This window comes from Burkholderia sp. JP2-270 (assembly GCF_003233675.1).
Lineage (GTDB): Bacteria > Pseudomonadota > Gammaproteobacteria > Burkholderiales > Burkholderiaceae > Burkholderia > Burkholderia pyrrocinia_C.
Genome location: NZ_CP029824.1, coordinates 257,672 through 282,450, shown reverse-complemented (window position 1 = coordinate 282,450; position 24,779 = coordinate 257,672). Strand labels below are relative to the sequence as shown.

The 24,779-nt window shown below is 66.0% G+C and carries 20 protein-coding genes; 19 read left to right on the top strand and 1 reads right to left on the bottom strand.

Translation table 11 applies throughout. The annotated features are described in order from the left end of the window. Nucleotides 1–104 precede the first annotated feature (104 nt). Together DM992_RS01295 and DM992_RS01290 are read left to right on the top strand one after the other, a co-directional pair. Nucleotides 105–2,180, top strand: a complete 2,076-nt coding sequence (locus DM992_RS01295; protein WP_111015387.1) for a molybdopterin oxidoreductase family protein — start codon at nt 105–107, stop codon at nt 2,178–2,180. A 136-nt stretch (nt 2,181–2,316) separates the two neighbouring features. Continuing rightward, nucleotides 2,317–3,990: a long-chain fatty acid--CoA ligase gene (locus DM992_RS01290; RefSeq protein ID WP_111015386.1), complete on the top strand. Its 1,674-nt coding sequence runs from the start codon at nt 2,317–2,319 to the stop codon at nt 3,988–3,990. Between the two features lie 239 nt (nt 3,991–4,229). Here DM992_RS01290 and DM992_RS01285 read toward each other — a convergent pair whose 3' ends face one another. Continuing rightward, complete coding sequence (locus tag DM992_RS01285; protein WP_111015385.1) at nt 4,230–5,387, bottom strand: porin; 1,158 nt, start codon at nt 5,385–5,387, stop codon at nt 4,230–4,232. A 276-nt stretch (nt 5,388–5,663) separates the two neighbouring features. Here DM992_RS01285 and coq7 point away from each other — a divergent pair, with 276 nt between their 5' ends. The 17 genes from coq7 to DM992_RS01195 all read left to right on the top strand — a co-directional run bounded on the left by coq7 (nt 5,664) and on the right by DM992_RS01195 (nt 24,666). Further along, nucleotides 5,664–6,290, top strand: coding sequence for a 2-polyprenyl-3-methyl-6-methoxy-1,4-benzoquinone monooxygenase (gene coq7 / locus DM992_RS01280; RefSeq protein WP_034182629.1), 627 nt, complete (start codon nt 5,664–5,666; stop codon nt 6,288–6,290). Nucleotides 6,291–6,675: 385 nt separating this feature from the next. Then, entirely contained in the window at nt 6,676–7,104 is a 429-nt protein-coding gene (mraZ, locus tag DM992_RS01275; RefSeq protein WP_006487094.1) for a division/cell wall cluster transcriptional repressor MraZ, read from the top strand. Between the two features lie 23 nt (nt 7,105–7,127). Further along, complete coding sequence (gene rsmH, locus DM992_RS01270) at nt 7,128–8,069, top strand: 16S rRNA (cytosine(1402)-N(4))-methyltransferase RsmH (RefSeq protein WP_111015384.1); 942 nt, start codon at nt 7,128–7,130, stop codon at nt 8,067–8,069. Beyond that, entirely contained in the window at nt 8,066–8,407 is a 342-nt protein-coding gene (gene ftsL / locus DM992_RS01265; protein WP_009694564.1) for a cell division protein FtsL, read from the top strand. Before rsmH ends, ftsL begins: the two co-directional genes overlap by 4 nt. Further along, on the top strand, nt 8,404–10,251 hold the full coding sequence (locus DM992_RS01260; RefSeq protein ID WP_111015383.1) for a penicillin-binding protein 2: 1,848 nt from the start codon (nt 8,404–8,406) through the stop codon (nt 10,249–10,251). Before ftsL ends, DM992_RS01260 begins: the two co-directional genes overlap by 4 nt. After that, on the top strand, nt 10,248–11,786 hold the full coding sequence (locus tag DM992_RS01255) for a UDP-N-acetylmuramoyl-L-alanyl-D-glutamate--2,6-diaminopimelate ligase (protein WP_111015382.1): 1,539 nt from the start codon (nt 10,248–10,250) through the stop codon (nt 11,784–11,786). The genes DM992_RS01260 and DM992_RS01255 overlap by 4 nt, the downstream gene beginning before the upstream one ends. Further along, nucleotides 11,783–13,189 (top strand): UDP-N-acetylmuramoyl-tripeptide--D-alanyl-D-alanine ligase, encoded by a 1,407-nt coding sequence (gene murF / locus DM992_RS01250; RefSeq protein ID WP_111015381.1) that lies wholly within the window; start codon nt 11,783–11,785, stop codon nt 13,187–13,189. The genes DM992_RS01255 and murF overlap by 4 nt, the downstream gene beginning before the upstream one ends. A gap of 16 nt (nt 13,190–13,205) precedes the next feature. Continuing rightward, entirely contained in the window at nt 13,206–14,375 is a 1,170-nt protein-coding gene (mraY, locus tag DM992_RS01245; RefSeq protein ID WP_006477019.1) for a phospho-N-acetylmuramoyl-pentapeptide-transferase, read from the top strand. 28 nt (nt 14,376–14,403) lie between these two features. Continuing rightward, nucleotides 14,404–15,915 carry a UDP-N-acetylmuramoyl-L-alanine--D-glutamate ligase gene (gene murD, locus DM992_RS01240; protein WP_111015380.1) on the top strand — a complete coding sequence of 504 codons (1,512 nt, stop codon included), beginning with the start codon at nt 14,404–14,406 and terminating at the stop codon, nt 15,913–15,915. After that, nucleotides 15,912–17,195, top strand: a complete 1,284-nt coding sequence (gene ftsW, locus DM992_RS01235; protein WP_072436393.1) for a putative lipid II flippase FtsW — start codon at nt 15,912–15,914, stop codon at nt 17,193–17,195. Before murD ends, ftsW begins: the two co-directional genes overlap by 4 nt. Further along, on the top strand, nt 17,192–18,295 hold the full coding sequence (gene murG / locus DM992_RS01230) for an undecaprenyldiphospho-muramoylpentapeptide beta-N-acetylglucosaminyltransferase (protein WP_111015379.1): 1,104 nt from the start codon (nt 17,192–17,194) through the stop codon (nt 18,293–18,295). Before ftsW ends, murG begins: the two co-directional genes overlap by 4 nt. Then, entirely contained in the window at nt 18,292–19,689 is a 1,398-nt protein-coding gene (murC, locus tag DM992_RS01225; protein WP_111015378.1) for a UDP-N-acetylmuramate--L-alanine ligase, read from the top strand. The genes murG and murC overlap by 4 nt, the downstream gene beginning before the upstream one ends. Before the next feature lies 1 nt (nt 19,690). Beyond that, complete coding sequence (locus tag DM992_RS01220) at nt 19,691–20,632, top strand: D-alanine--D-alanine ligase (protein ID WP_111015377.1); 942 nt, start codon at nt 19,691–19,693, stop codon at nt 20,630–20,632. Between the two features lie 19 nt (nt 20,633–20,651). After that, a complete protein-coding gene (locus DM992_RS01215) occupies nt 20,652–21,404 on the top strand; it encodes a cell division protein FtsQ/DivIB (protein ID WP_034182639.1) in 753 nt (250 codons plus the stop codon). A 26-nt stretch (nt 21,405–21,430) separates the two neighbouring features. Next, nucleotides 21,431–22,663 carry a cell division protein FtsA gene (gene ftsA, locus DM992_RS01210; protein ID WP_034182640.1) on the top strand — a complete coding sequence of 411 codons (1,233 nt, stop codon included), beginning with the start codon at nt 21,431–21,433 and terminating at the stop codon, nt 22,661–22,663. 111 nt (nt 22,664–22,774) lie between these two features. Further along, nucleotides 22,775–23,971, top strand: coding sequence for a cell division protein FtsZ (gene ftsZ, locus DM992_RS01200; RefSeq protein WP_006477012.1), 1,197 nt, complete (start codon nt 22,775–22,777; stop codon nt 23,969–23,971). 188 nt (nt 23,972–24,159) lie between these two features. After that, entirely contained in the window at nt 24,160–24,666 is a 507-nt protein-coding gene (locus DM992_RS01195) for a peroxiredoxin (RefSeq protein ID WP_072436389.1), read from the top strand. Nucleotides 24,667–24,779 lie beyond the last annotated feature (113 nt).

The window sequence follows — 24,779 nt, the reverse complement described above, 5'->3', positions numbered from 1 at the left end:
GTCAATCGCTCTTCGGTTAAATAACCCAAGATCCGTACGAAATAAGCGCTTTATCCGGCGTGCCCACGTAAAATTTGCGAACCCCCATCTCTGCATTCAAAACGATGAACGCCGCCACACAGGTAGCCCGGGCCGTTTGCCCGCACGATTGTCCGGACACGTGCGCGATGCGTGTGACCGTCGAAAACGGCAAGGCGATCAAGGTCACGGGCGATCCCGACCATCCGCCGACGCAGGGCGTGTTGTGCACGAAGGTCAGCCGGTACGCCGATCGGGTTCATCATCCCGATCGCCTCACGGTCCCGCTCAAGCGTGTCGGCGCGAAGGGGGAAGGGCACTTCGTGCCGATTAGCTGGAGCGACGCGTTCGATGAGATCGGTCGCCGCCTCGGTGAAATCGCCGCGCGCGAGCCGGAAGCGATCGTGCCGTACAGCTACGCGGGGACGATGGGGCTCGTGCAGGGCGAGGGCATCGCCCAGCGGTTCTTCCACAAGCTCGGCGCGTCGCGGCTCGAGCGCACGATTTGCGCGGCGGCCGGTGCAGCGGGGCTGCGTTACACGTATGGCGGAAGCCTCGGCATGCACCTCGAGCATTTCGAGGAAAGCGAACTCATTCTGATCTGGGGCGCGAACCCGATCGCGTCGAGCCTGCACTTCTGGACGCGCGCGCAGGAAGCGAAGCGCCGTGGCGCCCGTCTTGTCGCGATCGACCCGTATCGTTCTCTGACAGCGGAGAAATGCCATCAGCACATCGCATTGAAGCCGGGTACCGACGGCGCATTTGCGCTCGGCATGATGCACGTGCTGATTACCGAAGACCTGCTCGATCACGACTACATCGCCAGCCATACGCTCGGCTTCGACGCGCTCAAGGCGCGGGCGATGTCCTATCCGCCGGAACGCGTCGCGCAGATCTGCGGCATCGACGCGTCGGAACTGATCGACCTTGCGCGTCGCTACGGCGCGACCCGCAGGGCGTCGATTCGCCTCAACTACGGCATGCAGCGCGTACGCGGCGGCGGCAACGCCGTGCGCGCGATCGCGAGCCTGCCGGCGCTGACGGGGGCCTGGCGGGATCGGGCTGGCGGGCTGTTGCTCTCATCGTCGGAATCCGCACCGGTCAACCAGACGGCGCTGCTGCGCCCGGATTTGATGCCGGGTTGGCCGCACAAGCTGCCGCGCATCATCAACATGAATGCGATCGGCGATGCGCTGTTGCACGCGGGTGATGCAACGTTCGGGCCGAAGGTCGAGGCGGTAATCGTGTACAACTCGAATCCGGTGGCAGTCGCGCCAGATTCTTCGAAGGTTGCCGCAGGGTTTGCGCGCGACGATCTGTTCACGGTTGTTCTCGAGCATTTCAAGACGGATACCGTCGATTTCGCCGACATAGTGCTGCCGGCGACCACGCAGCTGGAGCACCTGGATGTCCACAAATCGTACGGCCACACCTATGTGATGGCAAATCTGCCGTCGATTCCGCCGGTCGGAGACGCGCGGCCGAACACGGAGATCTTTCGCGGCATCGCGCGCAGCATGGGGCTCGACGAGCCCGCGCTTTATCATAGCGACGAAGAGGTCGCGCGCGCGGCGCTCCGGTGGGACGATCCGGCGCTCGACAGCGACTGGGACACGCTGAAACGGGAAGGCTGGCTGAAGCTGAAGCTGCCGGACGCGCCGTTCGCGAATGGCGGTTTCCGCACGCCGTCCGGCAAGTGCGAGTTCTACAGCCCGCGGCTCAAGCAGATGGGCATGGACCCCGTTCCCGATTACCTGCCGCCATTCGAATCGGCAGAGTCCGCGCCCGAACTCGCCGCACGCTATCCGCTCGCAATGATTTCACCGCCGGCGCGCCACTTCCTGAACAGCACGTTCGTGAACGTCGATAGCCTGCGTACCACGGAGGGCGAGCCGCACCTCGACATGCACCCGTCCGACGCCGATGCGCGCGGCATCGCGGAAGGTGACGTCGTACGCATCTTCAACGACCGCGGATCCATGCAGGCGCTCGCGAGAATTACCGATCGCGCACGTGCAGGGCTCGTTGTCGGGCTGTCGATCTGGTGGAAGAAGCTGTCACCGGACGGCAGGAACGCAAACGAAGTGACGAGCCAGGCGTTGACCGATCTCGGCAATTCGGCGACGTTTTACGACTGTCTCGTGGAGGTTGAGCGAATTTGATCGAATATTCCCGTATGATCAGACGATTTTCCGCGGAAGTTCGAAGTGGACATCTAACCCTGTTGTCTCGGGACGGGCGAGCCGTTACGATGCGTTTTAGCACGACCATTCGAAAATCTGTGAGGAGACGCGCAGTATGGAAAAAATTTGGCTGAAATCGTACCCGCCCGGCGTTCCAGCCGAAATTGACGCGTCTCCTTATCCCTCTGTCCCGGACCTCCTCGACGAAAGCTTCCGGCAGTATCGCGACCGCACGGCGTTCGTCTGCATGGGCAAGGGCATCACGTACGGCGAACTCGACACGCTGTCGCGCCAGTTCGGCGCGTGGCTGCAATCCCGTGGTCTCGCGCGCGGTGCGCGCGTCGCGATCATGATGCCGAACGTGCTGCAGTACCCGGTGACGATTGTCGCGGTACTGCGCGCCGGCTACACCGTCGTCAACGTCAATCCGCTCTACACGCCGCGCGAGCTCGAACATCAGTTGAAAGACAGCGGCGCCGAGGCGATCGTCATCCTCGAGAATTTCGCGTCGACGCTGCAGGCCGTCATTGCCAATACGGCCGTCAAGCATGTCGTCGTCGCGTCGATGGGCGACTTGCTGGGCATCAAGGGATGGCTCGTCAATTACGTCGTGCGCAACGTGAAGAAGATGGTGCCTGCATGGCAGTTGCCGTCGTTCACGCGCTTCAAGGCCGCGCTGTCGGAAGGTGCGCGGCAGGCGTTCAAGCCGCAGAAGATCGGCCCCGATGACGCCGCGTTCCTGCAATACACGGGCGGCACGACCGGCGTCGCGAAGGGCGCGACGCTGCTGCACCGGAATATCGTGTCGAACGTGCTGCAGGCCGGTGCCTGGCACCACCCGGCTCATGAGAAGTACCCGGAGGTGAAACAGTTCGTGACGGTTGTCGCGTTGCCGCTGTATCACGTGTTCGCGCTGACCGTCTGCGGTTTCCTGACGATGCGCACGGGCGGGATGGGCATCCTGATCCCGAACCCGCGCGACATCGCCGGGATGATCAAGGAGCTGAAGGGCTACCAGATCTCGACGATTCCGGCCGTCAATACGCTGTACAACGCACTGCTGAACCATCCCGAATTCAGTCAGCTCGACCTGTCGAAGCTCGTGATCGCCAACGGCGGCGGCATGGCGATCCAGGAGGGCGTCGCGAAACGCTGGTATGAAAAGACCCATACCGCGATCATCGAAGGATACGGGCTGTCCGAGACATCGCCGGTGGCGACCTGCAACCCGGTGACGGCGACCGAATACAGCGGGACGATCGGCTTGCCGCTGCCGTCGACCGAAGTGGCGATTCGCGACGACGCCGGCAACGACGTCGCGCTCGGCGAGCCCGGCGAGATCTGCATCCGCGGGCCGCAGGTGATGGCCGGCTACTGGAACCGGCCGGACGAGACCGCGAAGGTCATGTTCCCGGACGGCTTCTTCAAGACGGGCGACGTCGGCGTGATGGATGCGCGCGGTTACGTGAAGATCGTCGACCGGAAGAAGGACATGATTCTCGTGTCCGGCTTCAACGTGTATCCCAACGAAGTCGAGGACGTGGTGGCGTCGCATCCGGGCGTGTTCGAGGTGGCGGCGGTCGGCGTGCCGGACGAGCATTCCGGCGAAGCGGTGAAGCTGTTCATCGTGAAGAAGGACCCGGCGCTCACCGACAAGGACATCCTTGCCTACTGCAAGGAGCGGCTCACCGGTTACAAGCGGCCGAAACTGGTCGAGTTCCGCACGGAGCTGCCGAAAACGAACGTCGGCAAGATCCTGCGGCGCGAACTGCGCGACGGACGCGCGTAGCAGCGCGGTTGAACGGAAGAGCCCGGCCAGTGCCGGGCTTTTTTTGTTTGCGGCACGGATCGGAGAGGCGGTTTCCCGCAGCGGCGCCGTGGGTTTCCGCGCAGCGAACGGACACGGGGCTCCGGCGACGCGTGCAACGCGACCGGCGATCCGCCGCGCTCCGGTCTTGCCGCCGCGCCGGAAAAGAAAAAGGCGCCCGAAGGCGCCTTCAACATGCTGCGGCTTGTCAGGCAAGCTGATTAGAACTTGTGACGGATGCCGACGCGTGCCGCGACCTGGTTGCTGGTGCTCGAACCTGCGAGACCGTTGATCGCTGCCGTTGCCTGAACGACATCGCCTTTGGCGTCGAGCACGTTGCCCGATGCGTGCTGGTACACGCCGATCACGTAGACGTCGGTGCGCTTCGACAGGAAGTAGTCGACACCCAGCGAGCCCTGGTGGTACTTGGCTGCCGAGTTGCCGTCGATCTTGCTGCCCTGCGTGTAGTCGTACGCTGCGCCGAGAATCAGTGCCGGGGTCAGCTGATACTTGAAGTTGATTTCGCCGTTGTTGAACGTCGCGGTCTGGTTCACGAACGGACCGACCGAGAAGCCCTTGAACTTCGTGTTCGAGTACGTCGCGCCGATCGTCGCTGCGCCGAACGTGTAAGCGCCGCCTGCACCGATGACCTGGTACGTGTTCGCGTTGTTCGCGTATGCGCCGTAGACCGGCGACGATACTGCCGTCGTCGCGGCCGTCGAGCCGTTGTTGAACATGCCGCCGAAGTTGCCCGGCGTGCGTGCGTTCAAGTAGCCGACACCCAGGACCAGCGGGCCGTTGTTGTAGCCTGCGCCGAGCGACCAGACCTGGTTCTTCGAGAACTGGCCTGCCTGACCGCCGAAGCTGTACAAGCCGCCGAACGTGAAGCCGCCGAACGACTGGCTCGTAAACTTGACCGCGTTGTTCACGCGATAGGCGTTGTTGAAGTTGTCGAGGTCGCCCGGGTGAGCGGCGATGTAGCCGCCCCACTGGTCACCTGCCTCGAGCGGGCCGACGAAGTCGACGACGGAGTCGTACTGACGACCCAGCGTGACCGTACCGTACTGGCTCGACAGGCCGACGTAAGCCTGGCGGCCGAACATCAGGCCGCCCTGGCCGAGCTTGCCGCTGTTCACGTCGAAACCGTTTTCGAGGGTGAAGATCGCCTTCAGGCCGCCACCGAGGTCTTCGGTGCCGCGCAGGCCGAAGCGGCTGCCTTGCATCACGCCGCTGGCCATGCTGTACAGGTGCTTGCCACCCGCGTTGTTGTTGAAGAGCAGGCCTTCATCGATGATGCCGTACAGCGTCACGCTGCTTTGCGCATGAGCAGCGCCAGCGAACGCGCCCAGCGCGACGAGCGCGAGAAGCGACTTTTTCATTAACGGATCTCCAAGAATCACTGAATTTTTTTGGCGGGGCGGATAGTTATGTTCTGTTGACAAGCCCCATCAACTTCACAAGAAGTCGCACGTAATGTAGCAAAACCGTTTTTTGCCACAAAGCGAAATGCCGCAGCTCAAGGTCGCCATGTTTCCTTTATGCAACAATGGTTAAAATCACGGGTTAACCGCAATTTCCGCTGAATAATCAAGTCGGTTACGCAGCGGACTCGTGCCTTCGCCGCTCGCGGCGGCACACGCAGCCAGGAGAACAGGATGGTGTTGGATGAACTGATCAGCGAATTCGATCGCGGCCTGCGATCGCTGACCGGCATTAGCCGGATGAGCCGGCCGGTGCCCGCGCCGGCGGCCGCGCCGGACGTCGAGCTGACGCCCGCGGAGCGTACGCATGCGGCCGGGCTGATGCGCGTGAACCACGTCGGCGAAGTCTGCGCGCAGGCGCTCTACCAGGCGCAGAAGCTCACCGCGCGTACGGCGTCGGCGAAGGCGATGTTCGAGGAGGCCGCGCGCGAGGAAGAGGACCACCTCGCGTGGACCGCGCACCGCCTGAAAGAGCTCGATTCGCGTCCGAGCCTGCTGAACCCGCTGTGGTATGCCGGCGCGCTCGCGATCGGCGTGGCGGCCGGCACGCTTGGCGACAAGGTCAGCCTCGGTTTCATGGCCGAGACGGAGCGGCAGGTCGAGAGTCACCTGGAAGGCCATATGTCGGAACTGCCGGCGACCGATACGGCGTCGCGCGCGATCGTCGACCAGATGCGCATCGACGAGGTGAAGCACGGCAAGGCCGCGACCGACGCCGGCGGAATCGAACTGCCGCTGCCTGCGCGGATGCTGATGCGTGCCGCGTCGAAAGTCATGACGAGCACTGCATACTATCTCTGAGATTTGCGCCGGGCGACGCATGACGTCGCACCGGCTCACCGCCCCCGATCCCGCCCGTTTATTCCACGTTTTCCCGCCCCCGAAAGCACCGTCCGCACGCCCGTCTGGCCCGTCTTTCTCATGTATCACCTTCACATGTTGCACTAGCTCATTCATTTATAACGGTTTTTGGGATGAGGGGTCGCATGAGCATGTGCGCGTAAGTCCTTGTTCTAACTAACAAAATTCGTCAAAAAAGCGGGCCGCTCCCTTGACCGTGCCACACCCTTCCTCTAAAGTGGGAGACAGTGTGAGAAAGTGTATTTTTGTGTGATTTGGCAGGCTATTCCGGCTAAATTCTCAGCATTGGTCGGGTACTTCGGTGCCCTGAACGGGAGAGCGGAAAGTGTTCCAAGGGGCGTCGGCGCTGACGCTCGATGCGAAAGGGCGGATGTCGGTGCCGGCTCGCTATCGCGAAGCGCTGCAAGGACAGGCAGAAGGACGGGTGACTGTGACCAAGCACCCGGACGGCTGCCTGTTGCTGTTTCCGCGCCCCGAATGGGAAGTGTTCCGCGCCAAGATCGCCGCGCTGCCGATGGACGCGCACTGGTGGCGGCGAATTTTTCTCGGCAATGCGATGGATGTCGATCTCGACAGCGCGGGCCGGATTCTTGTATCGCCCGAGCTGCGCATGGCAGCCGGACTGGAAAAGGAAGTCATGTTGTTGGGAATGGGTAGTCACTTCGAGCTGTGGGATTCGCAGACCTACAACGCGAAGGAGCAGGCAGCGATGGCGCAGGGCATGCCCGATGCGCTGAAGAATTTCACGTTCTGATTGCGGTGACGGAGACGCCCGCGATGGGAAACGAATTGCAGCATCGGACAGTGCTGTTGGATGAAGCGGTCGAGTCGCTCGTGACGCGGCCGGACGGCGTTTATGTCGACGGCACGTTCGGGCGCGGCGGCCACAGCCGCGCGGTGCTCGCGAGGCTGGCGGCGGCCGGGCGGCTGATCGCGTTCGACAAGGATCCGAGGGCGATCGAGACGGCGCAGGGCATCGAGGATGCGCGCTTCTCGATCGTGCACGACAGCTTTGCTTCGATGCGCGACGCGCTTGCGGCGCGCGGCGTCGAGAAGGTGTCCGGTGTGTTGCTGGACCTGGGCGTGTCCTCGCCGCAGGTGGACGATCCGGCGCGCGGCTTCAGCTTCCGCGCCGATGGTCCGCTGGACATGCGAATGGATCCGACGCGTGGCGAGTCGGCGGCCGAATGGCTCGCGCGGGCTTCGGTGCAGGAATTGACGGAGGTGATACGAGATTATGGGGAAGAACGGTTTGCTTTTCAGATTGCAAAGGCGCTTGTTGCTCGCCGGGCAGAGTCCGACCGTCTTGGGCCTCTCGACACCACGGGCGAGCTTGCCCAAATCGTGGGTCACGTCGTCAAGACCCGTGAGAAGGGCAAGGATCCGGCAACCCGCACCTTTCAGGCTATACGGATTCACGTCAATCAAGAGCTTGCGGACCTGCAAGTCGCACTAGACGCTGCACTGTCGTTGCTGGAGCAAGGGGGGCGGCTGGTGGTCATCAGCTTTCATTCACTCGAGGACCGGATCGTCAAGCGATTCATGCAGGCGCACGCCAGTGCGCCTGCAGTCGATCGTCGCCTGCCGATCCGTGCCGTCGATCTCCCGAGCCCGCCGCTCAAGATCATCAGCCGCCAGTTTCCGAGTGAAGCGGAAGTCGCCGCGAATCCGCGCGCCCGGTCCGCCGTGATGCGCATTGCGGAGCGCGTCACGCCATGAGCCGCTTCAATATCTTCCTGCTGATCATCGTGATGGGCTGCGCGCTGTCGGTCGTCAACTCGACGAACCAGCAGCGCCAGATCTTCATCCAGCTGCAGCGCGCGCAGTCGCAGGAGCGCCAGCTCCAGCAGGATTACGCGCAGCTTCAATATCAGCAGAGCGCGCTGTCGAAGACGTCGCGCATCGAGCAGCTCGCGAACGATTCGCTGAAGATGCAGCCGATCACGACCGGCCGCACGCAATACCTGACGCTGCCGCCGGGCGCCGCCAAGGCAATCGACGCGCCGATCCCTGCTTCGGCCGACACGGCCGGCAAGGGCAAGGGGGGCGCGCGATGAAGCCGTCGCAAAAGCGCCAGAACGTGAAATTCACGTCGAGCCCCGTGCTGGGCGTGCATCTGCCGATGTGGCGCTCGAAGCTCGTCGTGTTCATGCTGTTCATGGCGTTCGTCGCGTTGGCCGCGCGGGCGTTCTGGATCCAGGGGCCCGGCAACGCGTTCTACCAGAAGCAGGGCGAAAGCCGCTACCAGCGCACGCTCGAGCTGCCCGCGACGCGCGGCAAGATCCTCGACCGTAACGGGCTCGTGCTCGCGACGAGCCTGCCCGTGCGCGCGATCTGGGCGATTCCCGACGCGGTGCCGGACGATCTCGACGCCGACAAGGTCAACCAGCTTGGCAAGCTCCTCGGCATGACGTCGAAGGAACTGCGCGTAAAGCTGTCGCAAGACAAGGGTTTCGTCTATGTAAAGCGTCAGGTGCCGATCGATATCGCGGACAAAGTCGCCGCGCTCGACATTCCGGGCATCTATCAGCGCAACGAATACAAGCGTTTCTATCCGGAAGGCGAGATCACTGCGCACCTGATCGGCTTCACGAACGTCGAGGACGAAGGGCAGGAGGGCGTCGAGCTCGGCGACCAGAAGATGCTGTCCGGCACGTCGGGCGTGCGCCGCGTGATCAAGGACCGGATGGGGCACATCGTCGAGGACGTCGCCGAGCAGATCCCGCCGCACAACGGAACCGACGTCGACCTGTCGATCGACAGCAAGATCCAGTACATCGCGTATGCGAACCTGAAGGCCGCCGTCGAGAAGTTCAAGGCGAAGGCCGGCGCAGCGATGGTCGTCGACGTGCGCACCGGCGAGGTGCTCGCGCTCGTCAACTACCCGACGTACAACCCGAACGACCGCTCGCGCATGACGGGCGAGCAGTTGCGCAACCGGATCATGACCGACGTGTTCGAGCCGGGTTCGATCATGAAGCCGTTCACGGTGTCGCTCGCGCTCGACCTGCATCGCGTGACGCCGAACACGCTCGTCGAGACGGGCAACGGGCATTTCGTGCTCGACGGCGCGCCGATCACCGACGACGCGGGTTTCGGCACGCTGACGGTCGGCGGCGTGATCCAGAAGTCGAGCAACATCGGCGCGACGAAGATCGCGATGACGATGCGGCCCGAGGAAATGTGGAATATGTATACCAGCATCGGTCTCGGCCAGGCGCCGAAGGTCGGCTTCCCGGGCGCGGTGGCCGGCCGCCTGCGGCCGTGGAAGAGCTGGCGCCGCATCGAGCAGGCGACGATGTCGTACGGCTATGGCCTGTCGGTGTCGCTGTTCCAGCTCGCGCGGGCGTACACGGCGATCGCGCATGACGGCGAACTGATGCCCGTGACCATTTTCAAGACCGACCCCAACCAGCAGGTCGCGGGCACGCAGGTGTTCAACCCGACCACCGCGCGCGAAGTGCGCGCGATGCTCGAGACGGTGGTCGCGCCGGGCGGCACGTCGCCGGATGCGGCCGTGCCGGGTTATCGCGTCGGCGGCAAGAGCGGTACCGCGTACAAGCATGAAGGCCATGGCTATACGCGCAAGTACCGCGCATCGTTCGTCGGCATGGCGCCGATGCCGAATCCGCGCATCGTCGTCGCGGTGTCGGTCGACGAGCCGACCGCCGGCAGCCACTTCGGCGGCCAGGTGTCCGGCCCCGTATTCTCGGCGATCGCCGGCGACACGATGCGTGCGCTGAACGTGCCGCCGAACATGCCGATCAAGCAACTGGTCGTGTCTGATGATTCGCCGGCAGCACCTTCCGCAACGGGGCCGCAAAAGCTGGCCGCGGGTGGCGGTGCGAAGCATATGATCGTGTCCAGCACGACGCGTAATTCACCAGGAGTTGTTCGATGAGCGCCGCCCGCAGTTCCCATCCGGCGCATCAGCAGATCGCAGCCGCGCTTGCGTGGCTGCGTCAGCATGTGGCCCCCGCGGCACAACTGCATGCCGACACGCGCAGCCTCAAGGCTGGCGACGTGTTTGTCGCGTATGCGGTCGACGGGGCAGACAACCGTGCCTTCATTGCCAATGCCGTCGCACGCGGTGCGGCCGCCGTGCTGTATCAGCCGGAAGGGCTGGCCGCTGCGCCGGCCGTGCCCGTCGCGCTCGCGGTGCCGGCGCTCGACCAGCTTGCCGGCGAGATCGCCAGCGGCTGGTATGGCGACCCGAGCGACAGCCTGCTTGCGGTGGGCGTGACCGGTACGAACGGCAAGACCTCGTGCACGCAGTGGATCGCCGCCGCGTTGACGGCGCTGCACCAGCCGTGCGCGGTGATCGGCACGCTCGGCAGTGGGATGCCCGGTCAACTCGTGCCGACGGGTTTTACGACACCCGACGCGCCGCAATTGCAGCGCAGCCTGGCGCAATTGCGCGACTCGGGTGCAAAGGCGGTGGCGATGGAAGTGTCGTCGCACGCGCTGCATCAGGGGCGCGTGAACGGTACGGCGTTCGACGTCGCGGTATTTACGAACCTCACGCAGGATCACCTCGACTATCACGGCACGTTCGACGCGTACGAGGCCGCGAAGGCGAAGCTGTTCGCATGGCGCGGCCTGCGCGCGGCGGTCGTCAACCGCGACGACGCAGCCGGCCAAAACCTGCTCGAGAAGCTGGCCGGCCGTGTGCGCACGATCGCGTACGGGATCGGCGACGCGCAGGCGCCCGACGCCGATCGCGAGCTGGTCGCGCTCGACGTGCGCGCCACCGCGACCGGCACGGCATTCCGCCTGCGTTCGTCGTGGGGCGACGCGGACGTCGAAGTCGGCACGCTGGGCACGTTCAACGTCAGCAACCTGCTCGCTGTGCTCGGCTCGCTGCTCGCGGCCGACGCGCCGTTCGACGCGGCACTCGCCGAGATCGAACGGCTCGAGTCCGTCAACGGCCGGATGCAGCGGCTCGGTGGCCGGCTGCAGAACGACGAACCGCTCGTCGTGATCGACTACGCGCACACGCCCGACGCGCTCGAGAAGACGCTCGACGCGCTGCGCCCGATCGCCGCGGCGCGCGGCGGCCGGCTCGTGTGCATGTTCGGCTGCGGCGGCGATCGCGATGCGACGAAGCGGCCGCTGATGGGCGCGATCGCGGAGCGGCTCGCCGACGAAATCGTCGTCACGAGCGACAACCCGCGCAGCGAAGATCCGCAGCGCATCATCGACCAGATCGTCGCGGGCATGACCGTGCCCGCTCGCGCACGCCGTATCGAGGATCGCGCGAGCGCGATCCTGCAGGCGGTGCGCGGCTCTGCACGCGAGGACGTCGTCGTGCTGGCCGGCAAGGGGCACGAAGCGACGCAGGAAATCATGGGCAAGAAACGTACGTTCTCCGATCAGGATCACGCGCGGCTCGCGCTGGCAGCGCGAGCGACGCACGGCAAGGGAGGCGGCGAATGACGATGCTCAGTCTCGACGAAGCCGCTCGCCTGATTCCCGGCGCAACCGTTCACGGCGACGCGGGCGTCACGTTCGAACGCGTGTCGACGGACAGCCGCACGGTCGGCCCGGGCGACCTGTTCGTCGCGCTGAAGGGCGAGCGCTTCGATGCGCACGACTTCCTCGGCGATGTCGCCGCGCGCGGTGCTGCCGCGGCGCTTGTCGCGCACGTGCCGGCGGGCCTCTCGATGCCGGCGATCGAGGGCGGCGAAACGCGTGCCGCGCTCGGCGCGCTCGCGCACGGCTGGCGCAAACGATTCGCGCTGCCGCTCGTCGCGGTGACGGGCAGCAACGGCAAGACGACCGTCAAGGAAATGATCGCGTCGATCTTCGCGGCGGCGGTCGGCGCCGACGCGCGGCTCGCAACCGCCGGCAACCTGAACAACGACGTCGGCCTGCCGCTGACGCTGCTGCGCCTGTCGGCCGCGCATCGCCTCGCGGTGATCGAACTCGGGATGAACCACCCGGGCGAGACCGAAATCCTCGCGCGCCTCACGGCGCCGACGGTCGCGCTCGTCAACAACGCGCAGCGCGAGCATCAGGAATTCATGGCGACGGTCGAAGCCGTCGCGCTCGAACACGCGGCCGTGATTCACGCGCTGCCGCCGGACGGCGTCGCGGTGTTCCCGGCCGACGATGCGTACGCGGGCATCTGGCGCGTCGCGGCGACGGGCAACCGGATCCTGGATTTTGCGCTGAACGATGCCGACCGGCAGACCGAAGCGCAGGTCACGGGCCGTCTGCACGGCGGCGAACTCGCGATCGACACGCCGGCCGGCGCCGTCACGGTGCGGCTGCGTGCGCTCGGCGAGCACAACGCGCGCAACGCGCTGGCCGCGACGGCCGCGGCGCTGGGCGCCGGCGTCGCGCTGTCGGCGATCAGGCAGGGCCTCGAATCGTTCGAACCGGTCAAGGGCCGGTTGCAGGTGAAGCAGGCGATCGCCGGCAGCCTCGCGGGCGCGACGGTCGTCGACGATACGTACAACGCGAACCCCGATTCGATGCGTGCCGCGATCGACGTGCTCGCCGCGCATCCGGCGCCGCGCGTGCTGGTGATCGGCGACATGGGCGAAGTCGGCGACGAAGGGCCGGCGTTCCATCGCGAGATCGGCGCCTATGCGCGCGAGCGCGGGATCGACGCGCTGTTCGCGCTCGGCGATGCATCGCGCGATGCCTGTACGGCATACGGCGACACGGCCCGCCATTTCGACGACGTCGGCGCGCTCGTATCGGCGCTGCTCGCGGCGGGCTACGGCGCGCAGGCGACGGTGCTCGTGAAGGGCTCGCGGTACATGAAGATGGAGCGCGTGGTCGACGCGCTGACGAACCAACCCGCAGCGGGCGCGACGCCCGCTGCCCACTGAGTAGAAGGAAGGAAGCATGCTGCTGGCGCTGGCGCAATGGCTGCAAGGAGACGCAAGCTTTTTGCGCTTGTTCACGTACCTCACGTTCCGGGCGGTGATGGCCACCATCACCGCGCTGGGGATCGGGCTCGTGTGCGGACCGTGGGTGATCCGCAAGCTGACGCAAATGAAGGTCGGGCAGGCAGTGCGCAAGGACGGCCCGCAGACGCACCTCGTCAAGTCCGGCACGCCGACGATGGGCGGCGTGCTGATCCTGATCGGCATCGCGGTCGCGACGCTGCTGTGGGGCGACCTGACGAACCGTTTCATCTGGATCGTGATGCTCGTCACGTTCGGTTTCGGCGTGATCGGCTGGGTCGACGATTACCGCAAGGTCGTCCACAAGGACCCGCGCGGGATGTCGTCGCGCGAGAAGTATTTCTGGCAGTCGGTGATCGGTCTGTTCGCGGCCGTCTATCTCGCCTTCAGCGTGTCCGAGGCGAACAACGTGCGCGTGTTCGACCTGTTCATGGCGTGGGTGCGCAGCGGGCTGTCGATGGGGCTGCCGGCACGCGCCGACCTGATGCTGCCGTTCCTGAAGTCGATCAGCTACCCGCTCGGCGTGTGGGGCTTCATCGTGCTGACCTACTTCGTGATCGTCGGCGCGAGCAACGCGGTGAACCTGACCGACGGCCTCGACGGCCTCGTGATCATGCCGGTCGTACTGGTCGGCGCGTCGCTCGGTGTGTTCGCGTACGTGATGGGCAGCGCGGTGTATTCAAAATACCTGCTGTTCCCGCACATCCCGGGCGCGGGCGAACTGCTGATCTTTTGTTCCGCGATGGGCGGGGCAGGGCTCGCGTTCCTCTGGTACAACACGCACCCCGCGCAGGTGTTCATGGGCGACGTGGGCGCGCTGGCGCTCGGCGGCGCGCTGGGCACGGTTGCGGTGATCGTGCGCCAGGAAATCGTGCTGTTCATCATGGGCGGCATCTTCGTCGCGGAAACGCTGTCGGTGATGCTGCAGGTTTCGTGGTTCAAGTACACGAAGAAGCGCTACGGAGAAGGGCGGCGCCTGCTGAAGATGGCGCCGCTGCATCACCATTTCGAATTGTCCGGCTGGAAGGAAACGCAGGTGGTGGTGCGTTTCTGGATCATCACGTTGATGCTGTGCCTGTTCGGTCTGACCACCCTCAAGCTGCGGTAAAGGAAAGGTAACAAGGATGTCTGGCGAGATGTTTGGAGATCGGCAACGGCCGATGGTGCTCGTACTGGGGCTCGGGGAATCGGGTCTCGCGATCGCGCGATGGTGCGCGAGGCACGGGTGCCGGCTGCGGATTGCCGATACCCGCGAGGCACCGCCCAACCTTGCCGCGCTGCAGGCCGAAGGCATCGATGCGGAATTCGTCGGCGGGCCGTTCGCGCCCACGCTGCTCGACGGCGGCGTCGAGATCGTCGGGTTGAGCCCCGGCCTGTCGCCGCTCGAACCGGCACTCGCAACGCTGGTCGCGGCCGCGAACGAGCGCGGGATCGCGGTGTGGGGCGAGCTGGAATTCTTCGCGCAGGCACTGCGTGCGCTCGGTACGAGCGGCTACCAGCCGAAGGTGCTCGCGATCACCGGCACCAACGGCAAGACCACGACGACGAGCCTCACGGGCCTGCTGTGCCAGCGCGCGGGCAAGAAGGTCGCCGTCGCAGGCAACATCAGCCCGGCGATGCTCGACCGGCTCGCGGGCGCGATCGACGAAACGGCGCTGCCCGACGTGTGGGTGCTCGAACTGTCGAGCTTCCAGCTCGAGACCGCGCGCACGTTCGCGCCCGATGCGGCCGCGATCCTCAACATCACGCAGGACCACCTCGACTGGCACGGCAGCTTCGACGCGTACGCGCACGCAAAGGGCCGGATCTTCGGCGCGACGACGACGCGCGTGCTGAATCGCGACGATGCGGCCGTGATGAAGTTCGCGCCGGCAGCGGGCGTGGCAGACGCGCCGCGCACGGTGACGTTCGGCCTGAACGAGCCGACCCAGGACGGCGACTACGGGCTGTCGCGCGACAACGGCATCGCATGGCTGGTGGAAGCCGTCGATCGCGACGCGCCGGATCAGGCGGCGCCGACCCGCCGGCGCAAGCGCGATGCCGCGCATACGCCCGACATCGCGCAGAAGCGCCTGATGCCGGCCGACGCGCTGCGCATTCGCGGGCTGCACAACGCGGCGAACGCGCTGGCCGCGTTCGCGCTCGCGCGTGCGATCGACCTGCCGGCTGCGCCGCTGCTGCACGCGCTGCGCGAATACCGCGGCGAAGCGCATCGCGTCGAAGTGATCGCGACGATCGACGACGTGGACTACGTCGACGACAGCAAGGGCACGAACGTCGGCGCGACGGTTGCCGCGCTCGACGGGCTCGCGCAGAAGATCGTGCTGATCGCCGGCGGCGACGGCAAGGGGCAGGATTTCGCGCCGCTGGTCGCGCCGGTCGCACGCTGGTGCCGCGCGGTGATGCTGATCGGCCGCGACGCGCCGGCGATCCGCGACACGCTCGCCGAAACGGGCGTGCCGCTCGCCGATCATGCGACGCTCGAAGGCGCGGTGCATGCAGCAGCCGACCTGGCGGAGCCGGGCGATGCGGTGCTGCTGTCGCCCGCGTGCGCGAGCCTCGACATGTTCAGGAACTACGCCCATCGCGCGGACGTGTTCCGCGCGGCGGTCGACGAAATCGCCATCGACAAAGGAGCGACGCCATGAGCTGGTCCGATCGCCTCGTCTCCCGTTTCAACGACCGGCGCGATGCCGGCGGCAACGCCGCGGGCGGTCGCGTCGCGTCGGCCACGCGCGCCGCGACGGGCGGCCTAGCGAGCGTCGTCAACGGTGTGCGGCCGAGCCGGTCGCGGATGCTCGACTTCGACTACTCGCTGCTGTGGGTGGCGATCGCGCTGCTCGGGCTCGGCGTCGTGATGGTGTACTCGGCGTCGATCGCGATGCCCGATTCGCCGAAATATGCGTCGTATCACGATTACGCGTTCCTGATGCGCCACTGCGTGTCGCTCGTCGTCGCGTTCGTCGCGGCGGTGATCGCGTTCCGCGTGCCGGTGTCGACGTGGGACAAGTACGCGCCGCATCTCTTCCTGATCGCGCTCGTCAGCCTCGTGATCGTGCTGATCCCGCACGTCGGCAAGGGCGTGAACGGCGCGCGCCGCTGGATTCCGCTCGGCATCACGAACATGCAGCCGTCGGAAGTCATGAAGCTCGCGGTGACGATCTATGCGGCGAACTACACGGTGCGCAAGCAGGAATACATGCAGAGCTTCGCGAAAGGCTTCCTGCCGATGGCGTGCGCGGTCGGCCTCGTCGGCGCGCTGCTGCTGCTCGAGCCGGACATGGGCGCGTTCATGGTGATCGCCGCGATCGCGATGGGCGTGCTGTTCCTCGGCGGCGTGAACGGCAAGCTGTTCGGCGGCCTCGTCGCGACGGCGGTCGGCACCTTCACGATGCTCGTGTGGCTTTCGCCGTGGCGTCGCGAGCGGATCTTCGCGTATCTCGATCCGTGGGACGAGCGCTACGCGCAGGGCAAGGCCTACCAGCTCACGCACTCGCTGATCGCGTTCGGCCGCGGCGAGTGGTTCGGCGTCGGCCTTGGCGGCAGCGTCGAGAAGCTGAACTACCTGCCCGAAGCGCATACCGACTTCATCCTCGCGGTGATCGGCGAGGAGCTCGGTTTCGTCGGCGTGATGGTCGTGATCCTGCTGTTCTACTGGATCGTGCGCCGCGCGTTCGAGATCGGCCGCCAGGCGCTCGCGCTCGACCGCACGTTCGCGGGGCTGACGGCGAAGGGCATCGGCATCTGGTTCGGCGCGCAGACGTTCATCAACATGGGCGTGAACCTCGGGCTGCTGCCGACCAAGGGCCTGACGCTGCCGCTGGTGAGCTACGGCGGGTCCGGCATTCTGCTGAACTGCGTCGCGCTCGCGGTGCTGCTGCGGGTCGACTACGAAAATCGCGTACTGATGCGCGGAGGGAAGGTATGACCGCGTCGCGACGCACGCTGATGGTGATGGCAGGCGGCACCGGGGGCCACGTGTTCCCGGGGCTCGCGGTCGCGCACCGGATGGAAGCGGCGGGCTGGCGCGTCGTGTGGCTCGGCAATCCGGCCGGGATGGAGGCGACGCTCGTGCCGAAGCACGGCATTCCGATGGAATACGTGCGGTTCGGCGGGCTGCGCGGCAAGGGCCTGACGACCAAGCTGACGCTGCCGTTCAACCTGCTGCGCGCATGCTGGCAGAGCCTTGGCGCGCTGCGCCGCGTGCGGCCCGACGTCGTGCTCGGGATGGGCGGCTACATCACGTTCCCCGCGGGCGTGATGACCGCGCTGTCGGGCCGTCCGCTCGTGCTGCACGAACAGAATTCGATCGCGGGCCTGACGAACAAGGTGCTCGCGAAATTCGCGAAACGCGTGCTCGTCGCGTTCCCCGGCGCACTGCCGCACGCGGAATGGACCGGCAACCCGATTCGCACGGAACTTGCGCGCACGGAAGCGCCCAAAGCACGCTATGCATCGCGCAGCGGCCCGCTGAACGTGCTGGTCGTCGGCGGCAGCCTCGGCGCGGCCGCGCTGAACGAAGTCGTGCCGCGCGCGCTGGCGCTGCTGGCGCCGGGAGAACGCCCGCGCATCGTGCACCAGGCCGGCGCGAAGCATATCGATGCGCTGAAGGCGAATTACGAAGCGGCTGGTTTCACGGCCGGCGAAGACGTGCGGCTCGTGCCGTTCATCGACGACATGGCGGCTGCGTATGCGGCGGCGGATCTCGTGATCTGCCGCTCGGGCGCGATGACGGTGTCGGAGATCGCGGCGGTGGGCGTGGCGGCGCTGTTCGTGCCGTTCCCTTACGCGGTCGACGATCACCAGACGACCAACGCCGCATTCCTCGCCGATGCGGGCGGGGCGGTGCTGGTGCAACAACGAGACCTGTCGGCGGATTTGCTCGCCGACTGGCTGCGCGGCCAGACGCGGGCGTCGCTCGCGGACATGGCGGAGCGTTCGCGCTCATTGGCGAAGCCCGAGGCCACCGATGAAGTCGCGCGCGTTTGCGCGAAGGTGGCCGGCGCGAACCTGGAAATATTGCAATGAAACACATCGTCAAACATATTCATTTCGTCGGGATCGGCGGTGCGGGCATGAGCGGCATCGCCGAAGTGCTCGTCAATCTCGGCTACGAGGTCAGCGGCTCGGACCTGTCGCGCAACGCGGTGACCGATCGTCTCCAGGCGCTTGGCGCGCGGATCGCGATCGGCCACGACGCGGCGAACATCGAGGGTGCGAACGCGGTCGTCGTGTCGACGGCCGTGCGCTCGGACAACCCCGAAGTGCTGGCCGCGCGCCATCAGCGCGTGCCGATCGTGCAGCGCGCGGTGATGCTCGCGGAGCTGATGCGCCTGAAGCAGGGGATCGCGATCGCCGGCACGCACGGCAAGACCACGACGACGAGCCTCGTCGCGAGCGTGCTCGCGGCAGGCGGCCTCGATCCGACCTTCGTGATCGGCGGGCGGCTGATCAGCGCCGGCGCGAACGCGCGGCTCGGCACGGGCGATTTCATCGTCGCCGAGGCCGACGAATCGGACGCGTCGTTCCTGAACCTGTATCCGGTGATCGAAGTCATCACGAACATCGACGCCGATCACATGGATACCTACGGCCACGATTTCGCGCGGCTCAAGCAGGCGTTCATCGAATTCACGCAGCGCCTGCCGTTCTACGGCAGCGCGGTCGTGTGCGTCGACGATCCGAACGTGCGGCAGATCATCCCGTTCATCTCGAAGCCGGTCGTGCGCTACGGCCTGTCGCCGGACGCGCAGGTGCGCGCGGAAGACATCGATGCGCGCGATGGCCGGATGTATTTCACGGTGATCCGCGAAGGGCGGGCGCCGCTCGCGGTCGTGCTGAACATGCCGGGCCTGCACAACGTGCAGAACGCGCTCGCGGCGATCGCGATCGCGACCGACCTCGGCGTGGCGGACGACGCGATCCAGCAGGCGCTGGCGGAATTCAACGGCGTCGGCCGGCGCTTCCAGCGTTACGGCGAAGTGCCGACCGCGGACGGCGGCCAGTACACGCTGATCGACGATTACGGCCATCACCCGGTCGAGATGGCGGCGACGATCGCGGCCGCGCGCGGCGCGTTCCCGGGCCGCCGCCTCGTGCTGGCGTTCCAGCCGCACCGCTACACGCGCACGCGCGACTGCTTCGACGATTTCGTCAACGTGCTGTCGACGGTCGATGCGCTGGTGCTGACGGAAGTCTACGCGGCCGGCGAGGCCATGATCGCGACGGCCAACGGCGACGCGCTGTCGCGCGAGCTGCGCGCGGTGGGGAAGGTTGACCCGGTGTTCGTCGCGACGGTCGACGACGTGCCGGACGCATTGGCGAAGGTCGCGCAGAACGGCGACGTGGTGATCACGATGGGTGCGGGTTCGATCGGCGGCGTGCCGGCGAAGCTCGTGCAACACACACAACAGAAGGCATGACATGAGCGGGATCGATCCGAAACGTTTCGGCAAGGTGGCGGTGTTGTTCGGCGGCGAATCCGCCGAGCGCGAGGTGTCGCTCACCTCGGGCCGCCTCGTGCTGCAGGGGCTGCGTGACGCGGGCGTCGATGCGCATCCGTTCGACCCGGCCGAGCGGCCGCTGTCGGCGCTGAAGGACGAAGGCTTCGTGCGCGCGTTCAACGCGCTGCACGGCGGCTACGGCGAGAACGGCCAGATCCAGGGCGCGCTCGATTTCTACGGGATCCGCTACACGGGCAGCGGCGTGCTCGGGTCGGCGCTTGGTCTCGACAAGTTCCGCACGAAGCTCGTGTGGCAGCAGACGGGCGTACCGACGCCGCCGTTCGAGACGGTGATGCGCGGCGACGATCTCGCGGCGCGTGCCACCGACATCGTCGCGAAGCTCGGCCTGCCGCTGTTCGTGAAGCCGGCGAGCGAGGGCTCGAGCGTCGCGGTGCTGAAGGTGAAGACGGCCGACGCGCTGCCGGCCGCGCTGGAGGAAGCCGCGACGCACGACAAGATCGTGATCGTCGAGAAGAGCATCGAGGGCGGCGGCGAATACACCGCATGCATCGCCGGCGATCTCGACCTGCCGCTGATCAAGATCGTGCCGGCGGGCGAGTTCTACGACTACCACGCGAAGTACGTCGCCGACGATACGCAGTACCTGATCCCGTGCGGCCTGCCGGCCGCACAGGAAGCGGAGCTGAAGCGCATCGCGCGCCGCGCGTTCGACGTGCTCGGCTGCACCGACTGGGGCCGCGCGGATTTCATGCTCGACGCGGCCGGCAATGCGTATTTCCTGGAAGTGAACACGGCCCCCGGGATGACCGACCACTCGCTGCCGCCGAAGGCCGCGCGCGCGGTCGGCATCAGCTATTCGGAGCTGGTCGTGAAGGTGCTGTCGCTCACGCTCAACGACTGACGCAGGAACGAAACGACGTATGTGGAACAACGTTCGCCAACTCAACCTTGCCGCCAGCGCGCTGTACGCGCTGCTGCTGCTCGTGTTGGCGGCGGCCGGCTGCTACTGGCTGATCCAGCGCCCGACGTTCGCGCTGCGGGAAATCCGGATCGACGGCGACACCGAGCACATCAACTCGCCGACGGTGCGCGCGGGCGTGGTCGGCCGGCTGAAGGGCAATTTCTTCACGGTCGATCTCGATACCGCGCGCGCCGCGTTCGAGCAGATGCCGTGGGTGCGGCACGCGAGCGTGCGCCGGGTGTGGCCGAATGCGCTGGCTGTCACGCTCGAGGAGTACAAACCGCTCGGGACCTGGGGCAGCGACCAGCTCGTGAGCGTCGACGGCGAGCTGTTCACCGCGAACCAGGGCGAACTGGACAAGGAACTGCCGGCGTTCGACGGCCCGGAGGGCAGTGCGAAGGAAGTCGTCACGCGGTATCGCGACTTCGGGAAATGGTTTGCGCCGCTGAAGGCGGCGCCGGAAGAAGTGACGCTGTCGGCGCGGTACGCGTGGACGGTGAAGCTGTCGAACGGCATGCAGGTCGAACTGGGCAAGGAGCGCAACAGCGACACGCTGCATGACCGGAGCCAGCGCCTTGTCGCGGCCTGGCCGGCCGTCACGGAGCGTTGGGGCAACGACATCGAGTACGCGGACCTGCGCTATCCGAACGGATTCGCGATTCGCGCGGCAGGCATGCGGTTCCTGACCGATACCGACAAGCGCAAGAAGTAACGAGAGATCACACGCAAGAGCACTTTATGAGCAAAGACTACAAGGATCTGCTGGTTTCCCTCGACATCGGCACGTCGAAGGTGGTGGCCATCGTCGCCGAGCTGAAAGGCGAGGGTCACTACGAGGTGATCGGCCTCGGCCAGAGCGAGTCGAAGGGTCTGAAGAAAGGTGTGGTGGTCAACATCGAGGCCACCGTGCAGTCGATCCAGCGCGCGCTCGAGGAAGCCGAGCTGATGGCCGACTGCAAGATCACCAACGTGTTCACGGGGATCGCGGGCAGCCACATCCGCAGCTTCAACTCGAGCGGGATGGTCGCGATCAAGGACAAGGAAGTCACGCAGACCGACGTCGCGCGCGTGATCGAGACCGCGAAGGCGATCAACATCCCGACCGACCAGCAGGTGCTGCACATCCTTACGCAGGAATTCATCATCGACGGCCAGGAAGACGTGCGCGAGCCGATCGGGATGAGCGGCATCCGGCTCGAGGTGAAGGTGCACATCGTGACGGGCGCGGTGAGCGCCGCGCAGAACATCGTCAAGTGCGTGCGCCGCTGCGGGCTCGAAGTGAACGACCTGATCCTGCAGCCGCTCGCGTCGTCGCTGGCCGTGCTGACGGAAGACGAGAAGGATCTCGGCGTGGTGCTGGTCGACGTCGGCGGCGGCACGACGGACATCGCGATCTTCGCCGAAGGCGCGATCCGCCATACCGCGGTGATTCCGATCGCCGGCGACCAGATCACGAGCGACATCGCGATGGCGCTGCGCACGCCGACGCCGGATGCGGAAGACATCAAGGTCGGCTACGGGATCGCGAAGCAGGCACTCGCCGATCCGGACGAGATGGTCGAAGTGCCGGGTCTCGGCGAACGCGGCCCGCGCACGCTGTCGCGCCAGGCGCTCGCGGCCGTGATCGAGCCGCGCGTCGAGGAGCTGTTCTCGCTCGTGCAGCAGGTCGTGCGCGAGTCGGGTTACGAAGAACTGCTGAGCTCCGGCGTGGTCATTACCGGCGGTGCCGCGATGATGCCGGGCATGGTCGAGCTCGGCGAAGATATTTTCCTGAAACCGGTGCGCATCGGCGCGCCGGAGTATGCAGGCGGCCTCTCCGACGTCGTGCGCAATCCGCGCTACTCGACGGCGATGGGGCTGCTCGTCGAAGGCAGTGCTCAGCGCATGCGCGGCCGCAAGGTCGCCGTGCAGTCCGGCAACGCGGGGCAGGTGTTCTCGCGGATGAAGGAATGGTTCCTGAGCAACTTCTGACGAACCGAATCGAAATTCGCGCCGGTGCCGGCGGCTGGCGCGCGACAGGGGGTTGCCCGATCTCCTGCCGAATAACGGCCGATTAGCAGTCATTCTCTTGACGGAGGCAACATGGAATTCGAAATGCTGGAAACCGAGACCAACGGCACCATCATCAAGGTGGTCGGCGTTGGCGGCGCTGGCGGCAATGCCGTCCAGCACATGATCAACCGCGGCGTGCAGGGCGTCGACTTCATCGTGATGAACACGGACGCCCAGGCGCTGTCGCGTTCGCGCGCATCGTCGGTGATCCAGCTTGGCAACACGGGCCTCGGCGCCGGTGCGAAGCCGGAAATGGGCCGTGCGGCAGCGGAAGAAGCGCGCGAGCGCATCGCCGATGCACTGCGCGGCGCACACATGGTGTTCATCACGGCCGGCATGGGCGGCGGTACGGGCACGGGCGCGGCGCCGGTGGTCGCGCAGATCGCGAAAGAGATGGGCATCCTGACGGTCGGTGTCGTCAGCAAGCCGTTCGAGTTCGAAGGCGGCAAGCGCATGCGCGTCGCCGAAGCAGGTTCGCAGCAACTGGAGGATCACGTCGACTCGCTGATCGTCGTGCTGAACGACAAGCTGTTCGACGTGATGGGCGACGACGCCGAGATGGACAAGTGCTTCCAGTGCGCGGACGACGTGTTGAACAACGCGGTCGCAGGCATCGCCGAAATCATCAACGTCGACGGCCTCGTGAACGTCGACTTCGAAGACGTGAAGACGGTGATGGGCGAGCAGGGCAAGGCGATGATGGGCACGGCGACGGTCGCCGGCGTCGATCGCGCACGCCTCGCGGCGGAACAGGCCGTGGCGAGCCCGCTGCTCGAAGGCGTCGATCTGTCGGGCGCGCGCGGCGTGCTGGTCAACATCACGTCGAGCCGTTCGCTGCGCCTGTCGGAAACGCGTGAAGTGATGAACACGATCAAGAGCTACGCGGCGGAAGATGCCACGGTGATCTTCGGTGCGGTGTACGACGACGCGATGGGCGATGCGTTGCGCGTGACGGTCGTGGCAACGGGTCTGGGCCGTGCGGCGAAGAAGCAGCAGTCGGCTCCGATGACGCTGCTGCGCACGGGTACGGACAACCAGCCGGTCAGCGCGGTGTCGCACGGCTATGCGCAGCCGCATCACGTCAGCACGGCCGACTACGGCGCGCTCGATACGCCGGCGGTGTGGCGCAATTCGCGCGAAACCGCGGCATCGCACGTGCAGGCGCTGCAGGAGAAGGGTGTCGACACGTACGACATCCCGGCTTTCCTGCGCAAGCAGGCTGACTGACGCAAACACAGGCGAAGCCGCGGCGGTATCGCCGCGGTATCGCCGGCGTGACGGATGCTGCGGACCACGACAGGCCGCGTCGGATGCGACGCCGGGCCGGGAAACGTGCCCTCTTCGCTTCGGCGGGGCGGGATGGGCCGTGCTGTCCGCAACACGCTGAAAAACCGTATCGCTATGAGGGACCAGCCATGATTCAAGTGGGCGACGCGCTGCCCGACGCGCAGTTGTTCGAGTTCATCGACGACGCGCGCGAAGGGTGCACGCTGGGGCCGAATGCCTTCAGTGTGCGCGACCAGGTTGCGGGAAAGCGGGTGGTGATCTTCGGATTGCCGGGCGCTTTCACGCCGACCTGCTCGGCGCAGCATGTACCGGGCTACGTCGAACACGCCGGGCAACTGCGCTCGGCGGGTATCGACGAGATCTGGTGCGTGTCCGTCAACGACGCATTCGTGATGGGCGCATGGGGACGTGATCTGCACACCGCGGGCAAGGTGCGCATGATGGCGGACGGCAGCGCGGCTTTCACTCATGCGCTGGGGCTGACGCAGGATTTGTCCGCGCGTGGCATGGGAATTCGTTCCCTGCGCTACGCGATGGTGATTGACGGCGGTGTGGTCAAGACGCTGGCCGTCGAGGCGCCGGGCAAATTCGAAGTGAGCGATGCGGCGAGTGTTCTCGCGACCTTGACGTCCTGATCGTGCGGTGCGCCGTTGCCTGCCGGCAACGCTGCTCACCGGCCCCAGGACAGTTGTAACACGGGCCGATGACCGGAAACGCCTCCGTTCCGGGCATCGGCCCGTCCCGTATC